Source organism: Saccharothrix sp. CB00851, assembly GCF_001905065.1.
Classification (GTDB): domain Bacteria; phylum Actinomycetota; class Actinomycetes; order Mycobacteriales; family Pseudonocardiaceae; genus Actinosynnema.
This window is the reverse complement of sequence record NZ_LWLC01000064.1, coordinates 250627-264271: the sequence shown is the minus strand read 5'-3', so window position 1 is coordinate 264271 and position 13645 is coordinate 250627. Positions and strand designations below refer to the sequence as shown.

The following is a 13645-nucleotide window of genomic DNA, read 5'->3' as shown; positions in this document are numbered from 1 at the left end:
GCCAATCATGACCTACTACCAGGCCGAAGATTTGGAGACACGCCCTAGAAGCCGCGAAAACCAGGCGCGGGACGGGCGGTGGCGCTGCTAGCGTCACCGCCATGTCCTCGTCCTCGCCGCTCATGGCGCCCCGCCACGCGGGGCGAACGACGCTGCACGGATGACGAGTCCGAGGCCCCCGTCCCAGGGGGTCTCGGCCGGCCGGAGCCCTCGCACCAGGAGGTTCCGATGTCGCACTACTACGTGACCACCACCATCCCGTACGTCAACGCGCGCCCGCACCTGGGGCACGCGCTGGAGTTCGTGCAGGCCGACGTGCTGGCCCGGCACCACCGGCAGCACGGCGACCGGGTGCGGTTCCTGACCGGGACCGACGACAACTCGCTGAAGAACGTGCTGGCGGCCCGGGCGGAAGGCCTGTCGACCGACGAGCTGGTCGACCGCAACGCGGCGGCGTTCGCGGGCTTGCGCGAACCGCTGGCGTTGTCGTTCACCGATTTCCTCCGCACGAGCCGTGACACCAGGCACCGCGCCGGTGTCGAACGGCTCTGGCGGGCGTGCGCGCACGACTTCTACCGCAAGCACTACGAGGGCCTGTACTGCGTCGGCTGCGAGCAGTTCTACACACCGGCCGAGCTGGTGGGCGGCAGGTGCCCCGAGCACGACGTCGAGCCGCAGCAGGTGTCCGAGGAGAACTGGTTCTTCCGCCTCTCCCGCTACACCGACCGGCTCCGCGACCTGATCACGGACGGCACGGTGCGGATCGAGCCGGGCCGCTGGTGCGGGCGTGCCGGAACGCGCCGGACCTGGTGCACGCCGCCATCGCCGACTTCGACTTCCGGCGGGCGACGGCGGCGGTGTGGCGGATCGTGGAGGAGGCCAACCGCTACGTGGAACGGGTGCGCCCGTGGGACCTGGCCCGCGCCGAACGCGGCGGTGACGTCACGGCGGGCCGGCGGCTCGACTCGGCCATCACCGCCCTGCTGACCGCGTGCCGCGTCCTGTCCACCGAGCCGACCCCGTTCCTGCCGACGTTGGCCACGAAGATCTCCGCGCAGTGCGTGACGCTGACCGGCCAACTCTCCCGACCACAACCACTGTTCCCGAGGCTGTGACCGCGGACCCGCCGGGTGGTGCCCCGGCGGGTCCGCGGTGAGCGCCTACCTGGGCAGGTAGGCGCGGTGCGAGCGGGAGAACTCGAAGCCGTTGTAGCGGTCCCAGTTGACCGACCACGTCATCAGGCCGCGCAGGTTCGGGTAGACGGCCTTCGGCTTGTACGTGCCGCAGTTCGCGCCCTTCATCAGGCAGTCCAGCGACTTGTGCACCTCGGCCACGGACGTGAAACCGTTGCCCGCGTTGATGCTCGCGGGCAGGCCGATGGCCACTTGGTCCTGCCGCAGGCCCGGGAACACCTTCGTCGCGTCACCGCGCACGGGGAACCCGGCCAGCACCATGTCCGCCATGGAGACGTGGAAGTCGTGGCCGCCCATGAAGTGGTACTGGTTGTCCAGGCCCATGATCGGCCCGGAGTTGTAGTGCTGGACGTGCAGCAGCGTGAGGTCGTCGCGCAGCGCGTGGATCACCGGCAGGTACGCGCCGGCCCGCGGGTCGGCGCCGCTGCCACCGCCGTAGTGCTGGTAGCCGACCTGCACGAAGAACGTCTCCGGCGCCATGGTGAGCACGAACTTCGCGCCGTAGCGGGCTTTCAGCGTCTTCAACGCCTGGATGAGGTTGACGATCACCGGCGAGGTCGGCGCGCGGAAGTCGGTGTCGCCCGCGTCGAGGGACAGCGAGTGGCCCTCGAAGTCGACGTCCAGTCCGTCCAGGCCGTACTTGTCGATGATCGCCGACGCGGAGCGGACGAACGCGTCGCGGGCGGCCGTGGTGGACAGCTGCACCTGGCCGTTCGCGCCGCCGATGGAGATCAGCACCTTCTTGCCCTTGGCCTGCTTGTCCCGGATGCCCGCGATGAACTCGGCCTCGGACTCGACGTTGGGGCACTCGGCGACGGGGCACTGGGCGAAGCGGAGGTCGCCGGAGGTGGCGGAGGTCGGTTCGGCGAACGACAGGTTGATGATGTCCCAGTCGTCGGAGACGTCCTTCATCCGGATGTACCCGGAGCCGTTGGCGAAGCTCGCGTGCAGGTAGCCGACCAGGACCCGCTTCGGCAGGCCGGTGACCGGTGGCGTGGTGGTCGTGGTGGTGGTGGTGGTCGTCGGCCCAGTAGTAGTCGTGGTGGTGGTGGTCGTAGTAGTAGTGGTCGTGGTGGTCGGTGAACCGGCGCACGACGCACCGTTGATCTTGCAGTTGGCCGGGCTCGCGGTGCCCGCGGCGTTGAAGCCGAACGTCACCGTGGCGCCGGGGGCGACGCTGCCGTTGTACTCGCGGTGGGTGAACGTGTAGTGCCCGGACGAGTTGGTCTGCAACGCGTCCCAGTAGGCGCCGACCGTGGTCCCGGCGGGCAGGTCGAACTCGACCTTCCACCCGGAGAGGGTCGCGCTGGTCTCGTTCTTGATCGAGAACTGGGCGGTGTAGCCGGTCTCCCAGCTCGAGGTCTTGGTGAACGTGGCGGTGACCGACGCGGCGTACGCGGGCGCGAAGCCGACCGCCGCCGCGGCGACCACCAACGCCCCCACCGCGGCCACCCTGGCGAACAGGACTCTTCGCGACATACGTCTCCTCCCAGCGGTGGCGGCCTCCAGGTGGGGAAATTGGACTAGACCACCGTCGGTCTGTCAAGGCCGCGTCGCGGGTGGTTGACCGAACGGCCCAGCGGGTATTTCGAACCGGCGTTCGAAGGAAGGAGAGGCACGTGGACCGCAATCCGGAGAAGGACCCCCAGGACTGGACGACCGGCGACGAGCCGATGACCGGGCCGCAGGAGTCCTACCTGCGCACGTTGGCCCAGGAGGCGGGCGAGGAGGTGCCGGAGCAGCTGACCAAGGTCGAGGCCTCGCAACTGATCGACCGACTGCAGGAGAAGACGGGCCGGGGCCGCTGACGCGAGTGCGGCACGCCGTCGCCGACGCGCCGCTCCGGTTGACACCGGCCCGTTCGGGGTACCGGGACAGCATGGAACCGAACGTGCTGAAGAAGTCACTCGCCGTGCTGGTCAGCGGTGCGGCGTTGTTCCTCACCCTCGGTGCCGGGTGCGAGAACGAGGGCGACGGCGAGAACGACAACCAGCCGGGCGTCGAGCAGCAGGACGAGCAGGACGGCGAGCAGGAGGACGACAACTGACCGCGTGCGCCTCCGCGTGTCCGGCTTCGGGGCGCCCACTCCGGACAACAGGACACGTTGTCCGGACGTTGTCCGGACGTTGTCCGGACGTTGTCCGGACGTTGTCCGGAGGATGAACGCCGTTCACGAAAAGTCTCCTGTCCGGAGAGATCGCCGGTTACCGTGCGCAGGTGCAGATCCCGTGGCGAGCCGCACCGCGCGCGGCCCTGTCGAGTCCGCTGACGTTGCTGGTCAGCGTGGTGACCGCGCTGTTGTTGAGCTTCGTGGTGGCCGCCGCCGTGCTGCACTCGGCCGCCTCAGGCAGCGCCGCGGTCGACTACCAGCAGGACCAGCTGTGCGGGGAGGCGTTGCACCCGTCGCTGGAGGCCAGTGGCATCCCGCACGGGGACGTCGCGGACAAGGTCAAGGCGGTCGAGGAGGCGGTGCCGGACAAGGAGCCGCTGATCGGCGCCTACGTCCGCGAGCAGCGCGTCGACTTCGGCGGCCCGCGGACCGTGGCCAAGTTCGGCTACCGGCCCGGCGCGACCGACCACCTCCAAGTCCTCGAAGGCGGCGCCAAGGACGGCCTGTGGGTGCCGAAGAGCATCGCCGACACCGTCGGCGTGGAGCTGGGCGGGCGCGGGATGGGCGGTCGGCTGCCCCCGGTGACCGCGATCTACGCCGACCAGATCGACCCGCTGCCCGAGTGGTGGTGCTCCGAACGCCACTTCGTCGTGCCCAACGTGCTCGACCGCGACGAGCTGGCGACCGGCGTGGTGTGGCTGCCCAGCGCCGAGTCGTTCGCCGCGCTGCCGCCCGAGATCGCCGGCATGACCGACCTGACCGTGCGCTTCCCGGCCGACGTGCCGCGCACGGTGGACGAGGCCGCCGCCCTGCTCTCGGAGGGCACCCAGCGCGTCGCCCCGATCACGGGTGACTTCGACCGCGTGGTCTCGCCGCTGGTCCTGCCCGTGGAGAACGCCAAGCGGACCGTGGTGAACGTGCGCTCCGCCGTCCTCGGCCTGACCCTGGTGAGCCTGCTCATCGGCTTGGCGGGCGTCGCCACGGTGACCGTCCAGTGGGCCCAGCGCCGCCAGTCGGAGCTGCGGCTGCTGTGGGTGCGCGGCGCCGGGCCGTTCGCGCTCGGCGGCCGGGGCGTGCTGGAGCTGGGTCTGCCGCTGGTGGTCGGCGGCGCGCTCGGGTTCGGGACGGCCCAGCTGCTGCTGCCCGTGTACGCCCCTTCGGAGGTGCTGCCGACGGGCACCGGCACGACGGCGGCGTTGGCCGTGGTGGTCGTCGTGGTGTCCAGCCTCGTGGTCACGCTCGCCACCGGCGCGTTGCGCACCCACCGGATGTTCCAGGTGTCGGGCCGCGGCAACCGGCTGCGCAAGGTGCTCACCGCCCTGCCGTGGGAGCTGGCCACCGCCGGGCTGGCGGTGTGGGCGTGGGGCCGGGTGCAGCGCAGCGGCCTGGCCACCACGACGCAGGTCGGCGAGCTGCCGCGCATCGACGCCGCCGCGCTGGCGTTCCCGCTGCTGGTGGTGCTCACCGCGGCGCTGGTGACGGCACGCCTGGCGCGGTGGGCGCTGGCCGGGTCGCACCGGGTGAGGCTGTGGTCGGCACCGGCCGCGCAGCTGGCGATCCGGCGGCTCGCGGCGGGCGCCGGTCCGGTGACCGGTGTGCTGCTGGTCGGTGTGCTGGCGGTCGGCACCATGGCGGTCGGCACCGCCATCGCCGGGTCGCAGGAGACCGCGTTGGAGGTGAAGTCCGGCATGTACACCGGGGCGAACAGCTACGCCCAGATCCCGTCGGAGGTCACCGAGCTGCCGGCGGCGTTGCGCGGGAACTCCACCATCGTGGGTTTCGTCAAGCAGTACGACCGCACGGCGCTGGTGGTCGACCCGAGGACGTTCCGCGACGGCGCGTTCCCGTTCGGGATCGACCCGGCGCTGCTGGACGAGCCGCTGCGGGTGGGCGACGTGCCGCGCCGCGAGGTCCAGCTCCCGGGGTTGCCACCGGTCAAGCCGGACGCCTGGACGCCGATGTTCCCGAAGCTCGGCACGTCCGGCTGGGTGGTGCCGCTCGACCGGATCGGGGATCGCGACGACGTCGGCTCCTGGTACGTGTGGTCGAGCAGGCCGTTGGCCGAGGTGACCGCGGCGCTGTCGGCCGACGGCGTGAAGTTGTCGCGCAACCTCGGTGAGAAGAGCAAGGCCGTGCGCGGCCTGCCGTTCCTGACGATCCAGTGGACGTTCGGGTTCGTCACGGCGCTGGGCGCGGTGTTGACGGTGGTGGCGTCGATCGCGCTGCTGCTGGCGGTCGAGGTGCGGCGGCGGCAGAACGCGCTGTCCGGCGCGTTCAGCACCCGGATGGGCCTGCGACCGGCCGCGATGCTGCGCAGCCACCTGCTGGAACTGGGTGCCGTGGCGGGCGCGGCGGTGCTGGTCGGCTTGGCGGCCAGCGCGGTGAGCAGCGGCTTCACCGTGCCGAAGCTGGATCCCGCGCCACGGCTCACCCCGGGACCGCAGGTGCCCGACGTCCTGCCGCTGCTGGTGACGACGGTGGTGGGCGGTGTGTTGGTGGTGCTGGTGGCGGCGTGGATCGCGGTGCGCGCGGTGCGTTCGGCGAAGATCGGAGAGCTGATCCGTGGCTGAGTACGTGTTGCGGCTGCGCGAGGTGGGCGTGGACTACCGCACGCCCGCCGGTGCGGTGACCGCGGTGTCGGACGTGTCGCTGGACGTGCCCGCGACGGGGTTGACGGTGCTGGCCGGGCCGTCGGGGTCGGGCAAGTCGACGTTGCTGCGGGTGTTGAGCCTGGTCGAACGGCCCACGCGCGGCGGGGTGGAGCTGCGCGGGATGGGCACGGCGCGGTTGTCGTCCGCGGCGCGGCGCAAGCTGCGGCGGCGCGACGTCGCGCTGGTGCTGCAGAACCCGGCGGACAACCTGATCGGACACCTGGACGTGGGCGACAACCTGCGTGCGGCGGCGCAGGCGGCGGGTCGGGTCGCGCGGGTGGACGAGCTGCTGGCGCGGTTGGGGCTGCCGGGCACGGCCGGCTGGAAGGTGTCGGCGATGTCGGGTGGGCAGCAGCAGCGGCTGTCGTTCGGGTGTGCGTTGGCGCGCGAGGCGACGGTCGTGCTGGCGGACGAGCCCACTTCGCAGCTGGACACGTCGTCGGCGGACCTGGTGCTGGAGACGTTGGCCGACCTGGCGCGGCGGGGCGTGCCGGTCGTGGTGGCCTCGCACGACCCGAGGCTGATCGCGTTGGCGGACACGAGGTTCGACCTGCGGAACGGGGCGTTGGCGGCATGACGGACGTTGACGGCAGGACGGACCTCGACGGCGTGACCGGCGTCGAGGGCATGACGGCGTTGCGGGCGAAGGGGATCGAGCGGACGTTCCGGCACGCGAGCGGGCCGGTGCACGTGCTGCGCGGGGTCGACCTGGAGGTGGCGGCGGGTGAGCTGGTGACGTTGTCCGGGCCGTCCGGGTCGGGCAAGAGCGCGCTGCTGGCCGTGCTGGCGGGGTTCGACCAGGCGGACACGGGCGTGGTGGAGATGGCGGGCGAGGTGCTGACGTCGCCGCCTTCGTGGCGGGTGTGCGCGTTGCTGCCGCAGGCGTTGGGCCTGGCCGGTGAGTTGACCCTGGCGGAGAACGTGGCGCTGCCGATCCGGCTCGCCCGCACCGGCGGTTCCCTCGACCGGGTGACCGAGCTGCTGGAGGAACTGGGCATCGGCGACTTGGCGCACCGGTACCCGGCCGAGGTGTCGTTCGGGCAGCAGCAGCGGGCCGCGCTGGCCCGGGCCGTGGTCGGCGGGTCGAAGGTGCTGCTGGCCGACGAGCCGACCGCGCACCTCGACCAGCGCAGCGCGCCCACGGCGGTGCGGGTGCTGCGGCGGGCGGCCGACGCCGGTGCGGCGGTGCTGGTCGCCACGCACCACGACGAGGTGCACCGGGCGGCGGACCGCACGCTGGTGCTCAGCGGCGGGCGGATCTCCGTAGGATAGGCGTCGATGTCGCGCCGATCCGTGTCCGTTGCCCTGGTCTTCCCGTTGCTCGCCCTGTTGCTGCTGGTCAGCGACTCGCCGTATCCCCCGCTGCCGGGGCCGAAGCGGGACGCGCCGCGGGCCGTCGTGGCGCTCGGCGACAGCACCATGGCCGGTGAGGGCGCCGGGTCCTACGAGCCGGGCACGAACGGCGAGAACGGCAACTGGTGCCACCGGTCGACGAAGGCGTCGGTGCACCACACGCGCGTCGAGGGCGTGGACCGGGTGTTCAACCTGGCCTGTTCCGGTGCGAACGCCGAGCAGGTCGGCATCACCGACCAGGTGCGCAACACCGAAGGCTCGCAGGCCAGGCAGTTGGCCGCGATCGCGCGCGAGTACCGGGTGTCGGTGGTCGTGGTGGCGGTCGGCGCGAACGACGACCCGAGGTTCGCCGACGTGCTCGGGGCGTGCCTGCGGGCGTGGATCGAACGTCGAACGGACTGCGCGAAGGCCATGGCCGACGAGTGGAAGGCCCGGGTCGAGCGGATGACGCCGAAGGTGGAGCGCGCGCTGCGCGACGTCCGCCGGGTGTTGCAGGACGAGGGCTACACGCCCCGCTCGTACACGTTGGTGCTGCAGTCCTACGCCGCGCCGGTCGCGCCCGGTCTGCCGTTCGACCTGCAGAACCTGGCCGGGTGCCCGCTGCGCACGGGTGACCTGGAGTGGGTGCGGGACGAGGCGGTCGAGCAGCTGTCGGAGGGTTTGCGGACGGCGGCGAAGGCGGCGGAGGCACGGTTCCTCGACCTGTCGAAGGCGGGTGAGAAGCGCGAGGCGTGCATGGGTGGCGACCGGATGGAGCAGGAGTGGTTCACCCGGCTCACGATCGACTTCGACGGCCTGCGGGACGAGGCGCGGGCGCGGCACGCGTTGCAGGAGTCGTTCCACCCCAACGACCGGGGCTACGAGCAGTTCGGCCGGTGCATGTCGGAGTTCCTGGCCACGACGGCGCGGGAGGCGTCGTGCGTCGCCGGCGAGGACGGCAACCTCACCGCGGTGACGGCGAAGGACTGATCAACGCCGCGATGTCGGCCGCGGTCCAGAACGGGGTGCGGCGGGCGAGGTAGGCGGCGATCCGGCCGGCGGTCCAGCCGTGCGCCTCGGCGAGGCCGGTCGCGAGCATGGTCAGGTAGTTGGCCGAGGGTTTGGTGTGCTCGACGTCGGCCGCGCTCCACGGTGCGGTGAACGTCAGCGCGGGGTGGCCGTCGTGCTCGCCGAGGTGGAGCAGCGTTTCGTAGCGGCCGGGACCGAGGGCGTGCCTGCCGTCGGCCATCACCACGGTCAGGTCGAGGTCGGTGCCCGGTTCGCGGTACATCTCCTGGGCGGCGACGTCGGCGAACTGCGCCGTGGTGACCAGGTAGGCGCGGGCGGCGGCGGTGCCGGGCAGGTCGGGGTCGTAGAACGCGCGCCCGCCGAGCCAGACGGGCGACTCGGTGGCGAAGTAGATCCCGCCGGGCACTTCCACCGGCCTGGTCGCCACCGGTGGGCTGGTGTCCCGGCAGCCCGGGTAGCCGCGCGTGGCGCCGACCGGCGTGCCACCGGCGAGGTAGCAGGCGAACCGCTCGGCGTGCATGTTCGACCCGTAGCTGACGTACCAGACCAGCCGGCGCGACATGACGGCGAGGTCACAGGCAGCGGCGGCAGGCGCGGGCGGTCGGGTGCTCGTCCTCCAGTTCGGCGCGGGTGCCGACGAGCTTCACGTAGCTGCCGACCCACGTGGTGCCGCGGGCCGGTGTGCCGTTGATCGTGTGGCAGGAGGCGCGGTGCAGCATGAGGTTGTTCGGGTTCAGGCTGCGCTCGGCGTTGATGACGTACTGGTCCTGGTTGAGCGCCAGCCAGGCCTCGTAGGCGCCGCTGTCCTCGGTGAACGTCCGCATCCGGCCATCATGCGCCGTCACCCCGCCACCGGCTGTCCGCCATCCGGTGCCACTCGTCCTCCAGGATCGCGTAGATCAACTCCTCGCCCCAGTCGCCCTTGAAGACCTCGTTGTGGCGGAAGTGGGCTTCGCGACGCATGCCGAGCCGTTCCATCACCCGCCACGACGGCTCGTTGAACGCGTCACAGGACGCGACGATCCGGTGCAGGCCCAGGTGCGTGAAGCCGAGGTCGAGCATGGCGGCGGCGGCTTCGGTGGCGTAGCCGTGGCCGTGGTGGTCGGGGTGGAAGATGTAGCCGACCTCGCCCTGCCGGTGTGCCTCGCTGAGCCACTTGAGCACGGCTTCGCCGGTGACCACACCGTCCTTCTCCACGGCGAGCGCCAGGTGGTCGCCCTCCTTCTCCGGCCACGTCACCGACGCCTTGAGGGCCAGGCTGTCGGTGGTCTCCTCGGGCGTGCGGGCTTCGCCGTAGAGGTAGCGGACGACGTCCGGGCGCGACTGCCACGAGTGCAGCGCGGCGAAGTCGTCGAGGGTGAACGGCCGCAGGGTCAGCCGCCGGGTCCGGATGGGGTAGTCGGGCTTGGTCACGCCGGTCAATCTACGAAAATCTCACGGAGCCGTCGCCCGAGTTCCGCGGCCAGGTGCGCGAGGTCGCGTTCCGGGAAGTCGTAGGGGCCAAGCGCAGCCGAGAACGCGGCGAACTGCTGATGCTCGTACGGCACGCCGGGCGGCAGCGGCGCGAGGTGCCAGTGCGTGTGCCGGTTGCCCTGTTGGCTGCCAAAGCTGAGCAGGTACAGCCGTTCGGTCGGAACGGCGGCGGTCAGCGCCGTCCCGGCGGCGTGCACGACCCGCTGGAGGGCCAGGTAGTCGTCCAGCGGGAAGTCGCCGATGACGTGCTCGCGGTGCTCGACGGGCGCGACCAGGAGGTGACCCCACATGAACGGGAACCTGCTGAGGAACACCACGGCCCGCTCGTCGCGGTGGGCGACGTGGTGCGGGTAGTCGGGGTTCCCGGCGAGCATCTCGCAGATGAAGCACGCTCGGCGGACCAAGTCAAGGTACGACTCCTCGTCCCAAACCGCACGGGTCACGTCACCAACCTATAGATCAGCGAGAGCCTTGATCGGTGATTCCACGCAGTCGGCGACGAAGCGCAGGAAACCGCCCGCCGTGCCGCCGTCGCACACCCGGTGGTCGAAGGCGAGCGTCAGCTGGGCGACCTTGCGCACGGCGAGCTGCCCGTCCACCGCCCACGGCCGGTCGATGATGCGGCCCAGGCCCAGGATCGCGGCCTCCGGGTGGTTGATGATGGCGGCCGAGCCGTCCACGCCGAACACGCCGTAGTTGTTCACCGTGAACGTGCCGCCGGTCATCGCGGTGGGCGTGAGCTTGCCTTCCCGGGCCGACGCGGTGTGGGTGGCGATGGCGGCGGCGAGTTCGGTGGTGGTGAGGGACTGGGCGTCCCGCACGACCGGCACCACCAGGCCGCGTTCGGTCTGGGCGGCGAAGCCGAGGTGCACCTGGTCGAGGACGACGACCTCGTCACCCTCGACCCGGGAGTTCAGCTCGGGGAACTTCTTCAGGCCCAGCACGGTGAAGCGGGCCAGCAGCGCGAGCAGCGACACGGTCGGCAGCGCGGCCCGTGCGGCGAGGAAGTCGGTGGCGTCGACGTCGACCCAGACGGTCGCCTCGGGGATCTCCCGGCGTGAGGTGGCGAGCTTCTCGGCGACCGCGCCGCGCAGGCCGCGCAGCGGGATGCGACGCCCGGCGGCTTCGGTCGGCGGGGGCGTGGCGCGGGCGGCCAGTTCGCGTTCCACGTCGGCGCGCCGGATGACGCCGCCGGGTCCGGTGCCCTCGATCCGGTCGAGCGCGAGGCCGTTCTCCCGGGCCAGTTGTCGCACCAGCGGCGAGATCACGGCGGGTGCGGTCGTCGTCGCAACCGGTTCCGGTGTGCTGAGCGTTGAATTCGGGTGTTCTGAACGTAGGACACTCGCGTGCTGAGCGTTGGACTCTCGGCGTCGGCGGCGGCGCGGGGTCTCGGAGGTGCCGTAGCCGATCAGGACGTTGCCGCTGCCCGACTGCTCGGGCTCGCCGATCGTCAGCAGCACGGAGCCGACGGCCAGCTTCTCCCCCGGCTCGCCGAACCGCGCGCTCACCACGCCCTCGTACGGGCACGGCACCTCGACCACGGCCTTCGCCGTCTCCACCTCGACCACGGGCTGGTCGATCGACACCTCGTCGCCGACCGACACCAGCCAGCCGACGATCTCGCCCTCGGTCAACCCCTCGCCCAGGTCGGGCAGCCGGAAGTCAGGCACGGTAGCTCCCCACGACCTCGTCGTCCCACTGCAGCCGGGCGATGGCGTCCAGGATGCGGTCCACGCTCGGCAGGTGGTGCTCCTCCAGCTTCGGCGGCGGGTAGGGGATGTCGAACCCGGTCACCCGCAGCACCGGCGCGTGCAGGTGGTGGAAGCAGCGCTCGGTCACCCGCGCCACCACCTCCGCGCCGTACCCGCCGAACCCGGACGCCTCGTGCACGACCACCGCGCGCCCGGTCTTGCGCACCGAAGCGCACACCGTCTCGTCGTCGAACGGCGACAACGACCGCAGGTCCACGACCTCGACGTCCCAGCCCTCCTCCGCGGCGGCCTCGGCCGTCTCCAGCGCCGTCGCCACCATCGGCCCGTACGCGATCAGCGTGACGTCACGCCCGGTCCGCCGCACGAGCGCCCGGTCGAACCCGATCGGGTCCTCCGAGAGCGCGCCCTTGGCCCAGTACCGCCGCTTCGGCTCCAGGAAGATCACCGGGTCCGGTGACGCGATCGAGTCGCGCAGCAACCGGTAGGCGTCATCGGGCGTGCCCGGCGTGACGACCCGCAACCCCGGTGTGTGCGTGTAGTAGGCCTCGGACGAGTCGCAGTGGTGCTCGACGCCGCCGATGCCGCCGCCGTAGGGCACCCGGATCACCACCGGCAGCTCCACCCGGCCGCGGGTGCGGTTGCGCAGCTTGGCCAGGTGGCTGGTGATCTGCTCGAACGCCGGGTAGGCGAACGCGTCGAACTGCATCTCCACCACGGGCCGCAGGCCGTTCATCGCCATGCCGATGGCGGTGCCGACGATGCCGGACTCGGCCAGCGGCGTGTCGAACACGCGCTGCTCGCCGAACCGCTCGGCCAGCCCGTCGGTCACCCGGAACACGCCGCCGAGCGGGCCGACGTCCTCGCCGAACACCAGCACGGTCGGGTCGTCGGCCAACGCGTCGCCCAACGCCCGGTTCAGCGCGCCGGCCATGGAGACCTGCGTCGTCATGCCAGTTCCTCCCGCAGCGCCGCGGCCTGCTCGCGCAGGTGGCGGGGCGTGGTCGCGTAGACGTGCTCGAACAGGTCGTCGGGTGACGGCACGACGTCGACGTTCAGCTTCGCCCGCACGGACGCCGCGAACTCCTCCGCCTCGGCCGCCACCGCCGCACGCCGCGCGTTGTCCAGCAGGCCCCGTGCCGTCAGGTAGGCCTCCAACCGGTCCACCGGGTCGCGGTCCAGCCACGCCGCGACCTCGTCTGACGTGCGGTAGCGGGTGGCGTCGTCGGCGTTGGTGTGCGCCTCGATGCGGTAGGTCAGCGCCTCGATCAACGTCGGCCCGCCCGACTCCAGCGCCTCGCGCACCACCGCGTACACGGCGGCCACGTCGTTGCCGTCCACCAACACGGACGGCACGCCGTACCCGATGCCCTTGTGCGCCAACGACGGCGCGGCGTTCTGCTTGGACATGGGCACGCTGATCGCGTAACCGTTGTTCTGCACCAGGAACACCACCGGCGCCTTCCACACACCGGCGAAGTTCAGCGCCTCGTGCGTGTCGCCCTCGGACGTGGCGCCGTCACCGAGCAGGACCAGCGCCGCGGTGTCCTCGCCCTTGAGCCGGGCCGCGTGCGCGAAGCCGACGGCGTGCAGTGTGTTGGTGGCCAACGGCGTGCACTGCGGGCCGACGCGGTGCTCGTACGGGTCGTAGCCGAGGTGCCAGCCGCCTTGCAGCAGGGTCAGCGTCTCGGCCGGGTCGACGCCCCGGGTGACCAGGGCGACGGAGTCGCGGTAGGTCGGGAACAGCCAGTCGGTGGGCCGTAGCGCGAGCACCGAGCCGACCTCGCACGCCTCCTGGCCGCGTGAGGACGGGTAGACCGCGAGCCTGCCCTGCTTGGTCAGCGCGGTGGCCTGGGTGTCGAAGCGGCGGCCGACGACCATCCGGCGGTGCAGCTCGACCAGCACGTCGTCGTCGGGCATGGACAGCGGCGAGTCGTCCACCGGCGTGCCGTCCTTGCGCAACAGCGACAGCGGTTCGTCGCCGGGCAGCAACGTCCGCTCGGGCGCGCGGGTGCGGGCCATGGGCTCCTCCGGGTGTCTCGGCGTCTCAAGGGGCGAGATGGAGGGCATGGTCCAGCTCACAGCGGCCAAAGTTCCAGATCTGGGCCGTCAATCCGGATGAATGGCCGCGCAGAGGGGTTATGGTCG

At 71.6% G+C, this 13645-nt stretch carries 16 protein-coding genes; 8 read left to right on the top strand and 8 right to left on the bottom strand.

What is annotated here, in order from left to right; all coding sequences use genetic code 11:
- Positions 1 to 228: 228 nt before the first annotated feature.
- Both A6A25_RS39695 and A6A25_RS46150 read left to right on the top strand, forming a co-directional pair.
- Positions 229 to 987 carry a class I tRNA ligase family protein gene (locus tag A6A25_RS39695; protein WP_073899334.1) on the top strand — a complete coding sequence of 253 codons (759 nt, stop codon included), beginning with the start codon at positions 229 to 231 and terminating at the stop codon, positions 985 to 987.
- Entirely contained in the window at positions 900 to 1115 is a 216-nt protein-coding gene (locus tag A6A25_RS46150) for a hypothetical protein (RefSeq protein ID WP_073899333.1), read from the top strand. The genes A6A25_RS39695 and A6A25_RS46150 overlap by 88 nt, the downstream gene beginning before the upstream one ends.
- Positions 1116 to 1160: 45 nt before the next feature.
- On the opposite strand, the gene A6A25_RS39685 is transcribed toward A6A25_RS46150, so the two are convergent.
- On the bottom strand, positions 1161 to 2672 hold the full coding sequence (locus A6A25_RS39685; RefSeq protein WP_073899325.1) for a chitinase: 1512 nt from the start codon (positions 2670 to 2672) through the stop codon (positions 1161 to 1163).
- A gap of 140 nt (positions 2673 to 2812) precedes the next feature.
- Here A6A25_RS39685 and A6A25_RS39680 point away from each other — a divergent pair, with 140 nt between their 5' ends.
- The 6 genes from A6A25_RS39680 (at position 2813) to A6A25_RS39655 (ending at position 8276) form a co-directional block, all read left to right on the top strand.
- Positions 2813 to 3001 (top strand): DUF3072 domain-containing protein, encoded by a 189-nt coding sequence (locus A6A25_RS39680; RefSeq protein WP_073899323.1) that lies wholly within the window; start codon positions 2813 to 2815, stop codon positions 2999 to 3001.
- A gap of 71 nt (positions 3002 to 3072) precedes the next feature.
- Positions 3073 to 3240: a hypothetical protein gene (locus tag A6A25_RS44480; RefSeq protein WP_158073904.1), complete on the top strand. Its 168-nt coding sequence runs from the start codon at positions 3073 to 3075 to the stop codon at positions 3238 to 3240.
- Between the two features lie 170 nt (positions 3241 to 3410).
- Positions 3411 to 5873 (top strand): hypothetical protein, encoded by a 2463-nt coding sequence (locus A6A25_RS39670; protein WP_073899319.1) that lies wholly within the window; start codon positions 3411 to 3413, stop codon positions 5871 to 5873.
- Positions 5866 to 6531, top strand: a complete 666-nt coding sequence (locus A6A25_RS39665) for an ABC transporter ATP-binding protein (RefSeq protein ID WP_083669041.1) — start codon at positions 5866 to 5868, stop codon at positions 6529 to 6531. The genes A6A25_RS39670 and A6A25_RS39665 overlap by 8 nt, the downstream gene beginning before the upstream one ends.
- 50 nt (positions 6532 to 6581) lie before the next feature.
- Complete coding sequence (locus A6A25_RS39660; protein ID WP_073899420.1) at positions 6582 to 7226, top strand: ABC transporter ATP-binding protein; 645 nt, start codon at positions 6582 to 6584, stop codon at positions 7224 to 7226.
- Positions 7227 to 7232: 6 nt separating this feature from the next.
- Positions 7233 to 8276 carry a GDSL-type esterase/lipase family protein gene (locus tag A6A25_RS39655; RefSeq protein WP_073899317.1) on the top strand — a complete coding sequence of 348 codons (1044 nt, stop codon included), beginning with the start codon at positions 7233 to 7235 and terminating at the stop codon, positions 8274 to 8276.
- Here the strand turns inward: A6A25_RS39655 and A6A25_RS39650 are convergent.
- From A6A25_RS39650 to pdhA, 7 genes are read right to left on the bottom strand one after another with little or no spacing between them, the layout of a single operon-like run.
- Positions 8251 to 8877: a histone deacetylase gene (locus A6A25_RS39650; protein WP_073899315.1), complete on the bottom strand. Its 627-nt coding sequence runs from the start codon at positions 8875 to 8877 to the stop codon at positions 8251 to 8253. The two genes, A6A25_RS39655 and A6A25_RS39650, sit on opposite strands and share 26 nt — an antisense overlap.
- A gap of 10 nt (positions 8878 to 8887) precedes the next feature.
- A complete protein-coding gene (locus A6A25_RS39645) occupies positions 8888 to 9139 on the bottom strand; it encodes a hypothetical protein (RefSeq protein ID WP_073899313.1) in 252 nt (83 codons plus the stop codon).
- 7 nt (positions 9140 to 9146) lie between these two features.
- A complete protein-coding gene (locus tag A6A25_RS39640) occupies positions 9147 to 9728 on the bottom strand; it encodes a GNAT family N-acetyltransferase (protein WP_073899418.1) in 582 nt (193 codons plus the stop codon).
- A gap of 5 nt (positions 9729 to 9733) precedes the next feature.
- Entirely contained in the window at positions 9734 to 10231 is a 498-nt protein-coding gene (locus A6A25_RS39635; protein ID WP_073899311.1) for an HIT family protein, read from the bottom strand.
- A 9-nt stretch (positions 10232 to 10240) separates the two neighbouring features.
- Positions 10241 to 11458, bottom strand: coding sequence for a dihydrolipoamide acetyltransferase family protein (locus tag A6A25_RS39630; RefSeq protein ID WP_073899309.1), 1218 nt, complete (start codon positions 11456 to 11458; stop codon positions 10241 to 10243).
- Positions 11451 to 12449, bottom strand: coding sequence for an alpha-ketoacid dehydrogenase subunit beta (locus A6A25_RS39625; RefSeq protein WP_073899307.1), 999 nt, complete (start codon positions 12447 to 12449; stop codon positions 11451 to 11453). Before A6A25_RS39625 ends, A6A25_RS39630 begins: the two co-directional genes overlap by 8 nt.
- Positions 12446 to 13519: a pyruvate dehydrogenase (acetyl-transferring) E1 component subunit alpha gene (pdhA, locus tag A6A25_RS39620; protein WP_073899305.1), complete on the bottom strand. Its 1074-nt coding sequence runs from the start codon at positions 13517 to 13519 to the stop codon at positions 12446 to 12448. Before pdhA ends, A6A25_RS39625 begins: the two co-directional genes overlap by 4 nt.
- Between the last annotated feature and the right edge of the window lie 126 nt (positions 13520 to 13645).

Bases quoted from the DNA above. Each gene is read 5' to 3' on its own strand.
- A6A25_RS44480 (WP_158073904.1), top strand. From the start codon at position 3,073: ATGGAACCGAACGTGCTGAAGAAGTCACTCGCCGTGCTGGTCAGCGGT.
- A6A25_RS39625 (WP_073899307.1), bottom strand. From the start codon at position 12,449: ATGACGACGCAGGTCTCCATGGCCGGCGCGCTGAACCGGGCGTTGGGC.
- A6A25_RS39655 (WP_073899317.1), top strand. From the start codon at position 7,233: ATGTCGCGCCGATCCGTGTCCGTTGCCCTGGTCTTCCCGTTGCTCGCC.
- A6A25_RS39660 (WP_073899420.1), top strand. From the start codon at position 6,582: ATGACGGCGTTGCGGGCGAAGGGGATCGAGCGGACGTTCCGGCACGCG.
- A6A25_RS39685 (WP_073899325.1), bottom strand. From the start codon at position 2,672: ATGTCGCGAAGAGTCCTGTTCGCCAGGGTGGCCGCGGTGGGGGCGTTG.
- A6A25_RS39645 (WP_073899313.1), bottom strand. From the start codon at position 9,139: ATGCGGACGTTCACCGAGGACAGCGGCGCCTACGAGGCCTGGCTGGCG.
- A6A25_RS39695 (WP_073899334.1), top strand. From the start codon at position 229: ATGTCGCACTACTACGTGACCACCACCATCCCGTACGTCAACGCGCGC.
- pdhA (WP_073899305.1), bottom strand. From the start codon at position 13,519: ATGGCCCGCACCCGCGCGCCCGAGCGGACGTTGCTGCCCGGCGACGAA.
- A6A25_RS39650 (WP_073899315.1), bottom strand. From the start codon at position 8,877: ATGTCGCGCCGGCTGGTCTGGTACGTCAGCTACGGGTCGAACATGCAC.